This is a genomic window from Neoasaia chiangmaiensis, assembly GCF_002005465.1.
GTDB classification, from domain to species: domain Bacteria; phylum Pseudomonadota; class Alphaproteobacteria; order Acetobacterales; family Acetobacteraceae; genus Neoasaia; species Neoasaia chiangmaiensis.
This window is the reverse complement of the sequence record NZ_CP014691.1, coordinates 3,284,892-3,300,966: the sequence shown is the minus strand read 5'-3', so window position 1 is coordinate 3,300,966 and position 16,075 is coordinate 3,284,892. Positions and strand designations below refer to the sequence as shown.

At 62.6% G+C, this 16,075-nt stretch carries 13 protein-coding genes and 2 pseudogenes; 1 reads left to right on the top strand and 14 read right to left on the bottom strand.

All coding sequences use genetic code 11. The features are described 5' to 3' along the window. Positions 1-257 precede the first annotated feature (257 nt). The 4 genes and pseudogenes from A0U93_RS15510 to A0U93_RS15495 form a co-directional block, all read right to left on the bottom strand. On the bottom strand, positions 258-1,085 hold the full coding sequence (locus A0U93_RS15510) for a retropepsin-like aspartic protease (RefSeq protein ID WP_169852789.1): 828 nt from the start codon (positions 1,083-1,085) through the stop codon (positions 258-260). Positions 1,086-1,263: 178 nt separating this feature from the next. Then, positions 1,264-3,438 (bottom strand): beta-glucosidase family protein, encoded by a 2,175-nt coding sequence (locus tag A0U93_RS15505; protein ID WP_077808112.1) that lies wholly within the window; start codon positions 3,436-3,438, stop codon positions 1,264-1,266. A gap of 236 nt (positions 3,439-3,674) precedes the next feature. Further along, positions 3,675-5,858, bottom strand: coding sequence for an SF1B family DNA helicase RecD2 (gene recD2 / locus A0U93_RS15500; protein ID WP_077808111.1), 2,184 nt, complete (start codon positions 5,856-5,858; stop codon positions 3,675-3,677). Beyond that, a pseudogene (locus tag A0U93_RS15495) lies at positions 5,855-6,268 on the bottom strand (DNA-3-methyladenine glycosylase I); the annotation flags it as partial. The pseudogene A0U93_RS15495 and the gene recD2, both read right to left, overlap by 4 nt. 2 nt (positions 6,269-6,270) lie before the next feature. Between A0U93_RS15495 and A0U93_RS15490 the strand changes: the two are divergent. Further along, positions 6,271-6,621, top strand: a pseudogene (locus A0U93_RS15490) (LysR substrate-binding domain-containing protein); the annotation flags it as partial. Between the two features lie 2 nt (positions 6,622-6,623). On the opposite strand, the gene A0U93_RS15485 reads toward A0U93_RS15490, so the two are convergent. From A0U93_RS15485 to trbB, 10 genes are read right to left on the bottom strand one after another with little or no spacing between them, the layout of a single operon-like run. After that, positions 6,624-6,857 (bottom strand): DUF2274 domain-containing protein, encoded by a 234-nt coding sequence (locus A0U93_RS15485; protein WP_077808109.1) that lies wholly within the window; start codon positions 6,855-6,857, stop codon positions 6,624-6,626. Next, complete coding sequence (locus A0U93_RS15480) at positions 6,854-8,029, bottom strand: TrbI/VirB10 family protein (protein WP_077808108.1); 1,176 nt, start codon at positions 8,027-8,029, stop codon at positions 6,854-6,856. The genes A0U93_RS15485 and A0U93_RS15480 overlap by 4 nt, the downstream gene beginning before the upstream one ends. After that, the gene (gene trbG, locus A0U93_RS15475; RefSeq protein ID WP_077808107.1) at positions 8,026-9,027 is read right to left on the bottom strand and encodes a P-type conjugative transfer protein TrbG; all 1,002 of its coding nucleotides are present in this window, start codon (positions 9,025-9,027) and stop codon (positions 8,026-8,028) included. Before trbG ends, A0U93_RS15480 begins: the two co-directional genes overlap by 4 nt. Beyond that, on the bottom strand, positions 9,024-9,707 hold the full coding sequence (gene trbF, locus A0U93_RS15470) for a conjugal transfer protein TrbF (RefSeq protein ID WP_077808604.1): 684 nt from the start codon (positions 9,705-9,707) through the stop codon (positions 9,024-9,026). Before trbF ends, trbG begins: the two co-directional genes overlap by 4 nt. A 5-nt stretch (positions 9,708-9,712) precedes the next feature. Continuing rightward, positions 9,713-11,143, bottom strand: a complete 1,431-nt coding sequence (gene trbL, locus A0U93_RS15465; RefSeq protein ID WP_077808106.1) for a P-type conjugative transfer protein TrbL — start codon at positions 11,141-11,143, stop codon at positions 9,713-9,715. A gap of 5 nt (positions 11,144-11,148) precedes the next feature. Next, positions 11,149-11,922 (bottom strand): P-type conjugative transfer protein TrbJ, encoded by a 774-nt coding sequence (gene trbJ, locus A0U93_RS15460; protein ID WP_077808105.1) that lies wholly within the window; start codon positions 11,920-11,922, stop codon positions 11,149-11,151. Continuing rightward, a complete protein-coding gene (gene trbE, locus A0U93_RS15455; protein ID WP_077808104.1) occupies positions 11,919-14,360 on the bottom strand; it encodes a conjugal transfer protein TrbE in 2,442 nt (813 codons plus the stop codon). The genes trbJ and trbE overlap by 4 nt, the downstream gene beginning before the upstream one ends. Before the next feature lie 12 nt (positions 14,361-14,372). Then, positions 14,373-14,651: a VirB3 family type IV secretion system protein gene (locus A0U93_RS15450; RefSeq protein ID WP_025861359.1), complete on the bottom strand. Its 279-nt coding sequence runs from the start codon at positions 14,649-14,651 to the stop codon at positions 14,373-14,375. Continuing rightward, complete coding sequence (locus A0U93_RS15445; RefSeq protein ID WP_025861360.1) at positions 14,651-14,983, bottom strand: TrbC/VirB2 family protein; 333 nt, start codon at positions 14,981-14,983, stop codon at positions 14,651-14,653. The genes A0U93_RS15450 and A0U93_RS15445 overlap by 1 nt, the downstream gene beginning before the upstream one ends. Next, positions 14,980-15,957 carry a P-type conjugative transfer ATPase TrbB gene (gene trbB / locus A0U93_RS15440; RefSeq protein WP_077808103.1) on the bottom strand — a complete coding sequence of 326 codons (978 nt, stop codon included), beginning with the start codon at positions 15,955-15,957 and terminating at the stop codon, positions 14,980-14,982. Before trbB ends, A0U93_RS15445 begins: the two co-directional genes overlap by 4 nt. Positions 15,958-16,075 lie beyond the last annotated feature (118 nt).

The following is a 16,075-nucleotide window of genomic DNA, read 5'->3' as shown; positions in this document are numbered from 1 at the left end:
GGCATGATCGAAGCTCAGTCTACCTCGCGCCACGCACGGTGCGGCTCCGTGAATTTTGCATTAAGCTGAGCGTCCGCTTTCGGGAACGCCCGTGCAACCAGTTTATGACCGACTTAGAGGGCGAGTCCCGCCTGTCTGCTCCGAAACCGTGGAGCCGACGGGCGGGTTCGGGGGAAACCGGTCTGTCCGCAAATGGGCAACAGGACAGGCAAAGCGGATCTCGTTGCAAAGCCATGCAGCGAAGCGGTTTTTACGCATTATTGCTCCGACTGCCTGATCCAGCCCTGGCCTGTCGCCAAGTCAAGGGTGACGAGCCAGTGACGCAACACGTCGCGCCCCAGATCGCCGTCCAGAATCAGGTCACGCACCACGGCGCTCCCTGAAGCTTCAAGGCCCAGCCTGGGCCTCACGCGCCAGTCCTGTCGGGCTGTCGTGTTTACATCGAGGCTGACGAGCGGCGCTGCCTTCCTATCGATCAGCGAGGGACCGTAATTACCCGTGTCGATCTCCATCCAGAGCAGTCCCTGTCGCGTGGGAACGCCAAGGTCGACCGTGAGCGCGGCCCCCTCAGCTGCCCTGACCAACCGTATCGGCACCTCGGTAGCGGCACGTCTGATCTCCGCAAGGCTCCGGTGATCCTCTAAAACGACGCGGTTATCGGCGACATCAAGGGTCACGATCTGTCCGGCAAAGAGATCGAGGCCCAGGATACCAGCGAACTTCCGGGCCGACGGCCCCATGAACTTTTCGAGGTCGATGACAACCACCTGCGGCATCGATACGCGAAATGCGCCAACGGTCACGCTTGTCGTGTTGCATCGGGAAAGATCGAGCCGCTCGCCAATCGCCCGAAAGCCGGTGACCTTGCCCCATGGAATGCACCCGATCCGTTTTGCCGTAGCGGGCGTGATGCCAGAGGTGCCGATGCCGCTATCGAACATGAAGAGACCGCTCTGGCCGTCAACCATAGCCAGGGTCGCAGCGATATCTTGGTCGTCTACCTCAAGGGGAATGACCTCCCGCGCCTCTACGGATGCCGCGCCCAGGCCGAAGACGATCAGGACCGCCAGATAAAACTGTTTCATTCTGACGGACATACGTTTCTCATTATTAGCCAAATCACTGTCTGATATTATCTTGCGGGGAGCCGTCATGTACGGGGGAACAAACGGAAGGTCCGCTATGGACTTAAAGCAATCAGAAGCAGACATCTCATCGAGATAGCCCCAACCACTGGTTATGAGAGCCTACGCATCTCCGGCATCACGGGGCCATTATCCATGACGGTAGAGTAACGACACGTGCGGCGCCGTCGTCCAATGCCGTTTCCGCAAGGCGCACGCGGAAATCGCCAGCAGGTACGCGCCAGCAATCATGCGCGGCATCGAAATGGGCGAGAATACGCGGACCAAGCGCAACGGTGGTGGCTTTGCTTTTGCCGGGAGCCAGAATGATGCGTTGCCACCCCGCCAGTCTACGGCCGCCTCCGTCCGGGAGGGTGACATAGATTTGCGGCACCGCGACGCCTTCGCGCTGGCTGGTATTGGTGACGGTGAAGCTGGCTGACAGGGTCTTCGGCCCGGGATGAAGCTGGAGGTTGCTCAGGCGAAATTGTGAGTAAGACAGCCCGAAGCCGAAAGGAAATAGTGGCGTCTGGCGTTGGCTATCGAACCAGCGATAACCGACTTCGCTTCCCTCATCATAGAAGAGTTCCTGATCAGTGTGGAATTGCACGTCAAAGGCGGTTCTCGCATCCACACCGGCAATATCCGGATGGGCCAGTTGCGTTGCGCTTCGCGGAAAGGTCATGGGGAGATGGCCAGACGGATTGGCGCGACCATAGAGCAGGCGCGCGATGGCATGTCCGCCTGCCGCGCCAGGATACCAGGCTTCCATGACGCCTTCGACGTCGTTTATCCACGGCATGTCAACCGGATTGCCTGTTTCGAGGACCACGACGACATGGTGGTTGGCCCTCGCTAGTGCGGCGATCAAATCGTTCTGTCTTTCCGGAAGTGCCATATCGGAAGAGTCGATGGATTCCACCGACCATTTGGTCGCAAAAACCACGACGGCGTCGGCATAGCGTGCTGCATTGCTGGCTCGCGGGATATCTGTCCCGGGCTCGTATGTCACAGAGCCCAACCCGAGCGCCTGCATGGCCTTGAATGGAGACGAGCGAAAATAGACGGGCGCACCGGGCCAGGGAAAATTGGCGTCGTTCATCGGAACCGCGTTTCCGCCGATCGCCGGAACCTGCGCCGATCCACCGCCCGACAGAACGCCGGCATCGGCGTGCCCTCCCACGACCAGAACGTGCATATCTCGACGTAGCGGAAGGATATTATGCACATTCCTCAGCAGGACCGCGCCTTCCTCTTCGTCCTTTTGGGCCACGGCCATGTCATCTGAAACGTCGATGGGTCCGACCACCGGGGGATGTGCGGGCAGGTCAATGTCATACACCGCGTACAGGATGCGTTGCGCCATATCGGCTATTCGATCTTTTGGGACGTCGCCCCTGTGGACAGCTTCCGCCAGCATCTTTCCGAAAAAGAGGCGTGAATCGATCGTATTTCCGGACGACTCCTGGTCGAGACCGGCAAGCGCGGCACGTACGGTCGTGTGATCGGCGCCCCAGTCTGACATGACGAAACCGGGATAATGCCAATCCTGCTTGAGGGTCTTGGTCAGAAGATATGAATTCTCGCAGGCGTAGAGATCATTCACGCGGTTGTAGGAACACATCACCGACCCCGGATGCCCAATCTCGATCGCGATCTCGAAAGCCAGCAGATCGCTTTCTCTCATGGCTTGGGGGCTGATATTGGCGCTCATGGTCATCCGCGAAGTTTCGAGATCGTTCATCGCGAAGTGTTTGACCGTAGAAATAACGTGCTGGGACTGAATGCCCGCGATTGTCGCGCCGACGATACGCCCCGTAAGCAGCGGATCTTCGCCCGCATATTCGAAATTGCGGCCATTGCGCGGATCGCGAGTCAGATCCGCACCGCCCGCCAGCAAAACATTGAAGCCAGCGTGCCAGGCTTCGGAGCCGATCATCCGACCGGCTTCGCGCGCCATGTCTGGATCCCAGGTGGCGGCCGTTGTCAGACCCGCCGGGAGCGAAACAGCAACCCCGTGAGGGCGCACGTGACGTGGATCTCCGACGCCTAATCCTGCATCGGAGTATTCGAGATTGGGTAAGCCGAGGCGCGCGGGAAACCGGAGGAAGGCGGCAGAACCGAGAGCCCCCTCAGGAATGGAAGCTGCACCAAAACCACCGCCGTCCCGGCTGTAGACAACAGCCAGTTGCTCTTCCAGCGACATCGATTTGACAGCTTGGTTGGCCCGCTCGGCCGGAGCCTGGGCAACTGCGATGTGTGACGACAGAAAGACACTGGCGATAACGATGGCAGGAGAAAAACGAGGCCGCATGGGGGATTGCATCGTCAAGTGTCCGTATTATCATCGAATTTACCACAATCAAAAGCGGCTGCCCTATTGTGATTTCGGAACGAATCTGTTGTCAATCGGGCACCTTGCGTCGCTTGAAGCACGCATGGCCAACTATTCTGCGTTTCGGACTGTCCGCTTCGTGGAATGAATCAGCGTGCTTTCGATGACCGAGTTGCGGGCGGAACCCGACATGGAGACACGCCCCCCGCATCCCATCATGCGGTGCTGTCTACCAGCCATTCCCTGAGCTTCGACCACCGCCGTCTGCCGCCCTGATTCCGCACGGCGATGGCCAGCGCCTTCTTCTGCCCGACCAGCACAACGAGCTTCCGCCCCCGTGTCACACCCGTATAGAGCAGGTTCCGCGCCAGCATGGCGTAATGCTGGGTCACCAGCGGGATGACGACGGCCGGGTATTCCGATCCCTGGCTCTTGTGGATGGTCGTGGCGTAGGCGAGCACCAGCTCGTCCAGTTCCCCAAAACCATAAACGACCTCCCGACCATCGAATAAGACCGTCAGTTCGCCCTCTTCCACATCAATCCTGTCGATAACGCCGAGGTCCCCGTTGAAGACATCCCGGTCATAATCGTTGGCGATCTGCATCACCTTGTCGCCCGGCCCATAGGTCCAGCCGAACCGTTCGACCTTCACCTCGCCCGGCGGATTCAGCGCCTGCTGCAGTTCGATATTCAGGGACCGCGCCCCAAGGCCGCCCCGATTCATCGGGCAAAGCACCTGTACGTCGCGAACCGGGTCCAACCCGAACCGCGCCGGGATGCGGTCCTTCACCAGCGCCAGCAGCTTGCGCAGCCCGATCTCCGGGTCGGCCGCTTCGACGAAGTAGAAATCCGATCCCTCTTCCGCACTCAGTTCGGGCATCCTGCCCTCATTGATCCGGTGCGCATTGGTGATGATCCGGCTCTGCGCTGCCTGGCGAAACACCTCCGTCAGCCGCACCACCGGCACGGCGTTGGAGCCGATGATGTCGGCCAGCACCTGCCCCGGTCCGACCGACGGCAACTGGTCCACGTCGCCCACGATCAGCAGGGCTGCGCTATCGGGCAATGCACGCAGCAGGGAGCGCATCAGCAGCACGTCCACCATGCTGGCCTCGTCCACGACCAGCAGATCGCAGATCAGCGGGTTGGTATCGTCCCGCTTGAAACTGCCGGTTGCTGGGTCCGTCTCCAGCAGGCGGTGGATGGTCTTCCCCTCCAGCCCCGTGCTTTCCGACAGGCGTTTCGCCGCGCGGCCCGTCGGCGCGCAGAGCTGCACGTCCGTGCCCTTGGCCGTCACGATCTTCAGGATGGCGTTGACCAGCGTGGTCTTGCCGACACCGGGACCACCGGTGATCACCAGGACCTTGCTGCGCAGGGCCAGGCGCACCGCCTCCTGCTGGCTGGGGGCCAGAGCCAGCCCGGTCTTCCTTTCCACCCAGGTCATGGCCTTGTCAGCATCGATCTCCGGCCAGGGCGGACGACCGACGGCGCAGGCGCGCAGCCGTTCGGCAATACTCTGCTCGGCGCGATAGAGACCAGCCAGAAAGATGCAGTCTGTTTCGCCAACACTGTCAGCGACCACATCTCCCGCTTCCAGTTCCAGCGCGAGGGCCGTCTCGATCAGAGGGGTGGCAACCTCCAGCAGTTCAGCGGTGCTGGTCAGCAATTCCCCGACCGGCAGGCCGCAATGCCCTTCATCCATCGCCTCGCCGAGCGCATAGGAAATCCCTGCCCGTACCCGGATCATGGCGTCGGGCGCGATGCCCATCTTCCTGGCGATCTGATCCGCGGTCTTGAACCCGATCCCGCGAATATCCTTCGCCAGCCGGTACGGGTTCTCGCTGATCAGTTTAACCGCGTCCTGGCCATAGGTCTTGAAGATCCGCACCGCCCGCGAGGTGCCGACGCCGTTGCTATGCAGGAACAGCATGATCTCGCGGATCACCTTCTGATCCGCCCAGCCGGCGACGATCCGTCCGGCCCGCTTCGGGCCAATCCCCATCACCTCCCGTAGACGGCCGGGCTCCTGCTCGATCAGGTCGAACACGGCCTCGCCGAATGCTTTCACCAGCTTCTTCGCATAAACCGGGCCGATGCCCCGGATCATGCCGGAGCCCAGATAGCGCTCAATGCCCTCGACCGTGGTCGGCGGGCTGGCCTTCAGAAACTCCGCCTTGAACTGGAGGCCGTGGGTGTGGTCGTTGAACCAGCGCCCCGACATCTGCACGAACTCGCCTGCCGAGATCATGGCGGCATGGCCGACAACAGTGGCCAGATCGCGCTGTCCGCGCACCTTCACCCGCAGGACGCAGAAGCCGTTCTCGGCGTTGTGAAACGTCACCCGTTCCACCAGTCCCGCCAGCGCCTCGGTCGGCGCGGAAGAAGTCTGCCCGTTCACCCTGCCCTATGCTGGTGATGCCGGAAGCAGACAGGGTCATGATCATCGATCATCCCGACCGCCTGCATCCAGGCGTAAACGATCACCGGCCCGACAAACTTGAATCCCCGCGCTTTCAGGGCCCTCGACATCGCCTGCGAGAGCGGCGACTGCGGCAGCACGGCACCGGTCGTGTTCCGGATCGGCGCGTCCGGCACCATGCCCCACGCGAACCCTGAAAAGTCCTCGCCCCGCTCCTGCATGGCGAGATAGGCAAGCGCGTTACCGATCGTCGCCTCGATCTTGGCCCGGGCACGGATGATCCCGGGATCGGCCATCAGGCGTTCGACATCGTGCTCGTCAAAGCGCGCGACGATGTCGGGATCGAAATTCGCGAACGCCCGACGAAAGCCGTCACGGCGTCGCAGTACGATCAGACCTGCGTCATGAAACATTCCTGATCGGACGTGATAATGCCGGTCAGGATTTCAAGGAACTTATCCGGCGAAAACTCGGCGAAGCCGATACGCATCCCGGAATCCGCCGTCATGATATCGGCAGCAACCGGGTCATCGCACTCGTCCAGAACCGCGAAGGCATCGCCCTGCTTCCAGCCTCGTGGCTGCCCCTGATCCGCGACCAGCATGGCCATGACATCGCAATCGTGGAAATCCGGGATACGGAAGGTTCCTCCCATCTGGAATTCGGCATTGTCTGGCGGCCCGACAATGAAAATCCCTGCGCCCAAACCTTCGTCCGGTATCTCGAATCCCTTCGACCGTGAGGCTACTTTTCCGGTGATGCTGCTTTTGCCTGCCGCCGCGCCCTGCCAAATCCCTTGTCCGACATCATGAACTGCCGGAGCATGGGTGCCACCAGCAGGGCTGGATCCATTGCCTCACCGCTACCGGAAAGAAGTGCTGCGTAGGCAAGCAGGTCGCGATGGATATCGGGAGGTAACGCCACGGTCATTCTGACCGGTTTCTCATCAGGCAGTTCCCTGATTTTCAGGTCCGTCATCGTATATCTCCCTGATCCCGATAGGGTTTGAGCAGCAGGTCGTGCCCGACCAGGACTGTGAATGGCAGCCCCGGCCGGTCGGTCAGCGTGGGCTGGACGTTCAGGCTGCGATCGATCAGCCGGTTGCCGACCATGGAGAAGCCATTGCTGGCGCCGCTGCGGATCGCCTGCATCAGGTTATTCTCATTCCATGACGTGCCCGCTTCCGAACCCACACTGAGCAGGGTCGTGACAAGGGCTGCGCGGAACAGTTGGCCCCAGTGATTGTTCACCTCATCGGACAGGCCTGACTGGCCGATAGCGTTGCCACCGGGGAGCTTTTCCAGCACGAGGCTCTCCCCGTTCGGGTAAATCAACCGGGTCCAGATGATCTGGGTGCGTTGCTGCCCGAAGGAGACGCTGCTGTTATAGGCTCCGAACAGGGTGCTGCCCTGCGGGATCAGGAGATAGCGCCCGGTCGGGCTGTCATAGACGTTCTGGGTGACGTGGCCAGTGATCTGGCCTGGCAGGTCGGAGCTGATTTTCGTGTTCAGCGCACCAGCGATGACAGTGCCCGCCTGAAGGATATAAGGGGACGCAGGCGGCATAATTCGGTCCGGGCTGACCGTCGCACGGTCCGGCTGGCCCGCCAGAAAAGCGCGATTGCCAGCCTGCTGGTCGGTTCCTGCCGATGATGCCTGCGCTCCGGACACTGCCTGTGCCGGGACCACTTGCCCACTCCGCCCCTCCCGCGCCTCGACCTGCGCAAACAGCCGACTGGTCCGCGCTGCTTCCATCTCCTGCTCGCCGCGACGATCCCCCATGCCGGGAACCGGCCCCGCACGTCCCTGCCGCTGCGCATTGAGGATCGGCCCGCCCAAATCACCGGGCAGGGGCGACCCCAGATTCGGCACGCCATTTCCGACATAATCGGACGGCAGTCCGGCCAGCCCGTCGGCCGAGGGACGCACATCGGTGTCCTGCGTAGCGGGCGGGGATGGCGGCCGATGGCTGGCCTGAAGAGCATAGCCCAGCGCGAAGGCCACCGCGACCATCCCGACCCCACCCAGCGACCAGACCACGGTGCGCGACAGACGGACCACGCGCGGCCGATCGGCCCGCAGACGCAGATCGGGCGGTGGCGGTGACGCAGCACCTGCGGGGCTTCCCGCTGTCGGGGCCTGCCCGGTCATATCCGCCGTCCATCGGTGCGCACGATCCGCACACGCTGCTCGGAATGCTTGTCACCCAGGCGCAGTTCGGCGGCGGCAAACAGGCGGTCGACGATCATCCAGTTCTGCCGGACCCGATAATTGACCAGTTCCGGGCCACCATCCGCCCCCAGCACGAAAAGTGGCGGCAGTTCCCCCTGCCCTATGCCGGCTGGAAAGGCGATGTAGACCTTGTGGCCGTCATCGAACGCCCGGCCGGGCAGCCAGGGCGGCGTGCCACCTTTCACCGGCTGGATGGCATAACGGAAATTCAGCGCGTTCAGATCCAGCCCCGCATCAACAGGGTCAGCATCATCGGCCGCACTGTCCTGCCGGTGCAGGGCAATCAGATCGTCTTCTGGATAGTCCCAGGACACAGACGCCATATAGGTCGCGGGCGTCGATCTCAGTTCGGCGAGGTAGGTCCGCCGGTCGGTGTTGACGATCAGGTTGGTGGTCAGGTCCGGCCGCGTTGGCTTGACCAGGATATGAATCCGCTTCGTGGCCCCCGCCCCGCTCTCGGTATCGCCGATAATCCAGCGTACCGTATCGCCGGCGGCGACCGGTCCGGTGCCGACCAGCTTTTCGCCCTGCTGGAGCATGATGTCGGTAATCTCGCCGGGTGAGGCATAGACCTGATAGAGGGCGCCCGGATAATAAGGATAGACCTGCACCGCATTGATGAACCCGGCTCGCGTGGGCTGAATGCGCGCTGCCAGATTGGCCTGCGTCACACGAGTTGTGGGGTCCGAGACTTCAGGGGCCGGATGGACCGCGCGTCGTGAGGGCACCGGCTTGAGCTGGCCCGGCAGGGGAAGCAGTTTCGGGACTTCGACCACCTGAACCGGTTTCGGTGGGTCCGGCAGGCGCGTGGCCTGAACAGCGTCATCGTAACGGATGACGGGCGGATGATAATGCTGCGCGCATCCGGCCAGGGGCAGGATCAGCAACGGCAGGGCGCGCGTGAGCGTGCGGATCATTGTCCGAGTTCCTTCGACCAGTTGATGGCGGAGACGTAGATTCCGAGGGGATTTTTCCGCAGATGATCGGCATCACGGGGCGTCCGCAGCACGACAGACACGATGGCGGTCCATCGCTCGGTGCCCACAAAGGCCCCGTCGCGGTAATGGCGCTCGGTCCAGGCGACACGGAAACTGCCGGAAGAGGCCCGGATCACCGAGGCGATGTCCACCTCGACCTGCTCGCGGCCGATCCGCGAAAACGGGTCGTTCAGGCGGGCGTAATCGTTCAGGGCAACCGCGCCGGAAACGCTGGTGAAATCATAGGCACGAAGCCAGTTGTGCCGGACCACCACAGCGTCCGACGACAGGGAACGCACGTCGTGAACGAACTGCGCCAGATACCAGGCGATCTGCGGATCGGTGGGCGTATAACCCGCCGTTGCTGGCGCCACGATCTGCGCCTGCCCCAGACGGTCCACCTGCACGACCCATGGCGTGATGGTGCCGCGCGCGGACTGCCAGACCAGCCCGGCCCCAAGGCCTGCGGACAGGAACAACGAACCAAAGGCCATCAGCCGCCAGCTACGGGCCTGGATACGGGCAGAGCCGATCCGTTCATCCCACGCCTGCGCGGCTTTTTGATACGGGGTCACGGGTTCGGGCGTGGTCCCGTAGCGTGTGGTCGAGCGACGGAACATCATCCTCATTCCTTTTCCGACAGATCGATGCTGGAACTGCCGCCGCCGCCATCGGCCGAGCGGATGACATGAGCCGCCTCGGCGGCATGGGTTGCGGCCTTGCGGCGCTTCATGTTCCCCGCCCAGCGCGGTGGCTCGCCGCTGGGCGGGGAACCAGGGTGATCGCCATCTCCCGATGGGCCGTTACCCGAAGGACTGCCACCTCCGGGATTGCCATCCCCACCTGACCCCAATGGCCCCGTACCGGAACCACCGCCGCTTCCGCCGCCGCCATTCCCACTACCCATCCCGCGCGCGGCCCAGCGGCCACCGGCGGCATAGCTTTCCTTCAATGATGAGCCTGCCGCGCTGGCCTTGCCCTTCGCCGCGTTCATGGCAGCACCACCGACCGCCCGGCCCATGCCGCCGATCCCGGCCGCCACACCTCCGGCGCCGCCGGCTCCTTCTGCCCCGGCGCTGTAGGCCGTCGTGGCAGCCCCCGCGATCGTAGCCCCTCCCCGTGCGGCAGCAGCCGTCGCGCCGAGGGCGGCCCCGGTGCCAGATGCGATCGCAGCGGGTGCGGCCACGGCAGCAGCGCCCATGGCGCCGACCGCCATACCCGTGCCGACAGCGGCGCCCGCGCCAAGCTGGGGGGCGCCGGAGATCAGCCCATTGGCAATGCTGCCGCCATAAATGGACAGGCCCACGATCGATATCGAGGCCAGCACGACAGAGACCGCCTGACCGATGGTTGGTACGGCATCACCATACGAGGTGTTGAACTGCCGGAAGAGCACCGAGGCGATGGCGGAGATCACCGCCAGCACCATCACCTTCACGCCCGATGACACGACATTGCCCAGCACCTTCTCCGCCAGGAAGGCCGTCCGGTTGAACAGGGCAAAGGGGATCAGCACGAAACCGGCGAGGCTGGTCAGCTTGAACTCGATCAGCGCCACGAAAAGCTGCACGGCGAGAATGAAGAACGCCGCCAGCACGATCAGCCATGACAGGCACAGCACAAAAATCTGGATGAAGTTTTTGAAAAACGCGACGGGACCGAGAAGATTATGAACGGACTCCAGCAGCGGCTGGGCCGCATCGAACCCGGTCGCGGCCAGCCGTCCGGGACGGAGGAAGTCCGACAATGTCAGATTGCCACCCCCGGCCTTCAGGCCCATAGCGGCGAAACTGTCAAACACCACCTTCGCAAGATGGTCAAAATTGTTGATCAGGAACGCAAAGAAGCCAATATACAGCGTCTTCTTCACCAGACGCTGGATGATGTCCTCATCCGCCGCCCAGGCCCAGAACAGACCGGCCAGCGCGATATCCAGCACGGAGAGTGTTCCGGCCAGAGAAACGACGTTTCCTTTCAGCAGACCGAAGCCGCTGTCGATCGTGGTCGTGAAAGTATTGAGGAATGTATCAATAACGCCCACGTCATTGGTAGCCATGGCCGTCAGTTCCCGCTGCTGCCGAACATGGACACCGTGCCGGGCACATAGACGTCATGCTGCGAGAAATGCTGATACTGCGCATCACTTTCCGCTTCCGTCGCGGCATCGCGTGCTTGTTGCAGGGCCGTGGCGCGACCGTTGGCGGCAAGTTCGGCCTGAATGTCGGACAATTGGCGGGATTGCAGGGCCATCAGCTGATTGCCCGCCTGCGCGGCCTGCAACGCCCCGGCGGAGGTCTGGCTGGCCGAGATCAGTTGCGTCATGGCGCTGCTGTCGCTCGGGATGTTCCCCACCACGCGGGCCTGCAATTTCAGGGCATCCTCGAACCCGCCGACGGAATTCTGCCAGCGTGTCTGTGCCTGACCGAACAGGGCGCTGTCGGACATGCCAGAGGACACGGACGTGTACGCCTGCCGGTATTGCTGCTCGACGGACTGGACGCTGTAGGCGATGTTCTGCGCCTCCACGAGCAGCGAAGTGGTCTGGGAAATTGTTGATTGCAGTGTGCCCAATGTCGAAAGCGGCAGGCTCGCCAGATTACGGCCCTGATTGACCAGCATCTGCGCCTGATTGGCCAGCGAGGTAATCTGATTGTCGATCTGCTGGAGCGTCCGGGCCGCGATCAGCACGTTCTCGACGTGGTTCGCGCCGTCATAGACCGCCCACTGCGCATAGGCAGGCACGACCGGCACGAGAAAAACCAGAGCCGTTCCCACGGCCACGACATATCCGGAGCGGAAATCTTTTGCCCGGATACGCAAAAGTTTTTCCATCATGACGCGCCCCCTTCCCGCAGAAGATCGGCGGCCCACATGACACCACGTGCCTCGAACCACGCAGGCAGGAAACCATCCCGCCCGTGCTTGGTCAGCACGCTATCGATCAGTCGATGATCGTCTTTGCCGGACGCAGCGCACAATGCCAGCGCCACAGGACCGAGGCCCAGTTCGAACAGGCGGTTTCCCCTCTGGGTCTGGCAGTAATACTCCCGCTTGGACGCCGCATGGGCGATGATCGTGATCTGCCGGTCATTCAGGCCGAAATCCTGATAGAGCGCCATGATCTGCGGTTCGATCGCCCGCTCGTTCGGCAGGAATATCCGCGTCGGGCAGCTTTCGACCACAGCCGGAGCAATGGGGGAATTGGCAATATCGGACAGGGACTGAGTGGCAAAAATCACCGACGCGTTCTTCTTGCGCAGGGTTTTCAGCCATTCGCGGAGCTGGCCAGCAAAGTCGCCGTCATCGAGAACCAGCCATCCCTCATCAATGACCAGCAGGGTCGGGCGACCATCCAGACGGCCCTCAATGCGGTGGAACAGATAGGACAGCACGGAAGAGGCTGCATCAGAACCGATCAGCCCCTCGGTTTCAAACACCACGACATCGGCATCGCCCAGCCGCTCGGCGTCCGCATCCAGCAACCGGCCATAAGGACCACCGAGGCAGTATGAGGCGAGAGCCTGCTTCAGGACGTTGGACTGGAGGAGCGCCACTAGGCCGGAGATCGTGCATTCATGGTCGGGCGATGACGCGAGGGAATTCAGGGCCGACCAGAGATGGGACTTCACCTCGGGGTTAAGCGTTATCCCCTCACCCACGAGGATCTGCCCCAGCCACTCACTGGCCCATTTGCGCTCGTCGGGATCGTCAATCTGTGCCAGCGGCTGGAGCGATACACTGCCACCCTGTTCTTCCGATGGATCATCATCGGTCAAGCCGCCGCCGAGATCGTGCCAATCTCCTCCCATTGCCATCGTCGCCGCACGCATGGAGCCACCAAAATCGAAGGCAAAAATCTGCGATCCCGCATAGCGGCGGAACTGGAGCGCCATCAGCGCCAGCAGGACAGATTTTCCGGCTCCTGTTGGTCCCGCGATCAGCGTGTGACCCACATCGCCGACATGCAGGGAAAACCGGAACGGTGTGGCACCCGCCGTCCTGCCGTAGAACAGCGGTGCTGCCCTGAAATGCCCGTCTTGCTCCGGCCCGGCCCACACGGCAGATAGGGGGATCATATGCGCCAGATTCAGGGTCGAGACCGGGGGCTGGCGGACATTGGCGTAGACATGGCCGGGAAGAGAGCCGAGCCAGGCTTCCACGGCGTTGAGGCTTTCCGTCATGCAGGTGAAGTCGCGGCCCTGAATGATCTTCTCGACCAGCCGCAATTTTTCGGCGGCAATCGACGCGGAGCCGTCCCACACCGTGACGGTCGCGGTGATGTAAGCCTGCCCGACATCATCGGCGCCCAGTGATTGCAAGGCCAGGTCGGCATCCGCCGCCTTGTTGGCGGCGTCATTGTCCACAAGAACCGAGGCCTCGTTGGTCATGACCTCCCGGACAATGGCTGCGATGCTCTTGCGCTTTGCGAACCACTGTCGACGGATCTTCGTCAGCACCTTCGTCGCATCCGTCTTATCGAGCAGGATGGCACGGGTGGACCAGCGATACGGCATGGCCAGCCGGTTCAGGTCGTCCAGAATTCCGGGGAAAGTCCGGCTGGGGAAACCTGTGATCGTCAGGGTTTTCAGAAACGCATCACCGAGCTTCGGTTCCAGGCCGCCCGCGAGCGGCTGGTCGACCAGGAGCGCATCGAGGTGCATCGGAATTTCCGGCACTCTGACGCGCTGATTCCTGGTCGAGATGGTGCTGTGCAGATAGGTCAGCGTCTCGGCGTCATTCAGCCACGCCGCCTCGGGCATGAACCCATCCAGCAGAGCCAGCATCCGGTCGGAGCGATCCACGAAGGCATGGAGCATGCCATACGGATCGGGACCATCGCGTTCCCTGCCTTCATACAGAAAACGCTCGGCCCAGCCTGATGATTCCGCAGGGGGCAGCCAGACCAGGGTGAGGAAATACCGGCTCTCGAAATGCGCGCCCTCATCCTCGAACTGTTCGCGCCGTTCGAGATCGACCATCTGGCTGGCCGCATTAGGAAAGTCGCTCTCGGGATAGAGCGTGGCCGGCACGCGCTGGGCCTCCACGAACACCGCCCAGCCGGAGCCAAGCCGACGCAGGGCATTGTTCAGCCGTCCCGTCACACCCACCAGTTCGGCAGGCGTGGCGCTATCGAGATCGGGACCGCGTATCTTTGCTGTGCGCTGGAACGAACCGTCCTTGTTCAGGACGACACCTTTCTCGACCAGCGCCGCCCATGGCAGGAAGTCGGACAGGAGGGCAGCACGGTTGCGATATTCGCCAAGGGACATCATGATCGATACCTCCTATGCCCGCAGCCAGGCGGGATAGCGAAGATGCCGCCGGCCGACTTCCACGAACAGCGGATCGCGCCTAGCGCACCAGACCGCGAGGCTGTGCCCGACGATCCAGAACACGGCCCCGACCAGCCAGAGCCGCAGGCCCAGCGAAATCGCCGCCCCCAGCGTGCCGTTGGCAATCGCGAGTGTCCGGGGTGCCCCGCCCAGCAGGATCGGATCGGTAAGCGAGCGATGCACCGGGACATGAAAACCCGGTACCGCGTCATCGTCATATCCGGCGGCCATCAGATTAGTGCTCCACCGGAGAAGGAGAAGAACGACAAGAAGAAGCTGGACGCGGCAAAAGCGATGGACAGGCCAAAAACGATCTGGATCAGGCGACGGAACCCGCCCGAGGTTTCCCCGAACGCCAGGGTCAGGCCGGTCACGGTGATGATGATCACCGACACGATACGCGCCACCGGTCCCTGCACGGATTCCAGGATCTGGTTGAGCGGTTCCTCCCATGGCATGTCCGACCCAGACGCCAGAGCCGAGGAGCACCATGCGATGGACAGAAGCAGCATGGCGGAAAGGCCAGGCGCGTGGCGACGCACGCGCAACAGCGTGGGGGTCATTGGAAATCTCCATCGATATCAATTGAATGAATACGATAGGCGCCTGTGGTGGGGTCGAGCCCGTCCACGGTGACGAGTTCGGACAACCGGCGGGCATTGCCGCGTCCGGACAGGACAGCGATCACGTCGATGGTTTCCGCGATCAGCGCGCGCGGCACCGTGACGACGATCTCCTGAATGAGCTGCTCCATACGATGCAGGGCGCCGATGGCGGTACCAGCGTGGAGCGTGCCGATCCCGCCGGGATGGCCGGTGCCCCACGCCTTGAGCAGGTCGAGCGCCTCGGGGCCGCGCACCTCGCCGATCGGGATACGGTCGGGGCGCAGACGCAGGGCCGAACGGACCAGTTCGGACAGGGTCACGATGCCGTCGCGGGTGCGGAGCGAGACAAGATTGCGTGCCGCACATTGCAGTTCGCGCGTATCTTCGATCAGCACGACCCGGTCGTCGGTTTTCGCGACCTCGGCCAGCAGGGCATTGACCAACGTGGTCTTGCCGGTCGAGGTGCCGCCTGCAACCAGAATGTTCTTTCGCTCCGCGACGGCCCCACGCAGGAAACGGGCCTGAGCATCGGTCATGATCCGGGCTGCGACATAATCGTCGAGGGTGAACACGGCGACGGCGGGCTTGCGGATGGCGAAACTGGGAGCTGTCACAACGGGCGGCAGCAATCCCTCGAACCGTTCCCCGGTTGGCAGTTCGGCCGACACGCGGGGTGCTGCTTCATGCACTTCCGCCCCGACATGGTGGGCCACCAGACGCACGATGCGCTCCGCATCTGCCGGGGTGACGGTTTCACCCGTATCGGATAACCCTTCGGACAGCCGGTCAATCCACAGCCGCCCATCCGGATTGAGCATCACCTCGACCACGGCAGGATCGGCAAGGTGCCCCGCGATCGCTGCTCCCATCGCTGTACGCAGCATAGAAATCCCACGCTGTCGGACGGCACTTTCAATCGGTGTGACCGCCATGGGAATCCCCCGTCTGCTTGGGTCATCCGGCCTGCCCGGACGACGACGGGGATCATTAGAGAGTGCTGTTTTCTCCCGATTTCAACAGTATTTTCCTGCGGTCGTACAGGATCGTAAC

Coding starts and splice junctions, on each gene's coding strand:
- A0U93_RS15510 (WP_169852789.1), bottom strand. CDS start 1,085: ATGAAACAGTTTTATCTGGCGGTCCTGATCGTCTTCGGCCTGGGCGCG.
- A0U93_RS15505 (WP_077808112.1), bottom strand. CDS start 3,438: ATGCGGCCTCGTTTTTCTCCTGCCATCGTTATCGCCAGTGTCTTTCTG.
- A0U93_RS15485 (WP_077808109.1), bottom strand. CDS start 6,857: ATGACGGACCTGAAAATCAGGGAACTGCCTGATGAGAAACCGGTCAGA.
- A0U93_RS15480 (WP_077808108.1), bottom strand. CDS start 8,029: ATGACCGGGCAGGCCCCGACAGCGGGAAGCCCCGCAGGTGCTGCGTCA.
- trbG (WP_077808107.1), bottom strand. CDS start 9,027: ATGATCCGCACGCTCACGCGCGCCCTGCCGTTGCTGATCCTGCCCCTG.
- trbF (WP_077808604.1), bottom strand. CDS start 9,707: ATGTTCCGTCGCTCGACCACACGCTACGGGACCACGCCCGAACCCGTG.
- trbL (WP_077808106.1), bottom strand. CDS start 11,143: ATGGCTACCAATGACGTGGGCGTTATTGATACATTCCTCAATACTTTC.
- trbJ (WP_077808105.1), bottom strand. CDS start 11,922: ATGATGGAAAAACTTTTGCGTATCCGGGCAAAAGATTTCCGCTCCGGA.
- trbE (WP_077808104.1), bottom strand. CDS start 14,360: ATGATGTCCCTTGGCGAATATCGCAACCGTGCTGCCCTCCTGTCCGAC.
- A0U93_RS15450 (WP_025861359.1), bottom strand. CDS start 14,651: ATGGCCGCCGGATATGACGATGACGCGGTACCGGGTTTTCATGTCCCG.
- A0U93_RS15445 (WP_025861360.1), bottom strand. CDS start 14,983: ATGACCCCCACGCTGTTGCGCGTGCGTCGCCACGCGCCTGGCCTTTCC.
- trbB (WP_077808103.1), bottom strand. CDS start 15,957: ATGGCGGTCACACCGATTGAAAGTGCCGTCCGACAGCGTGGGATTTCT.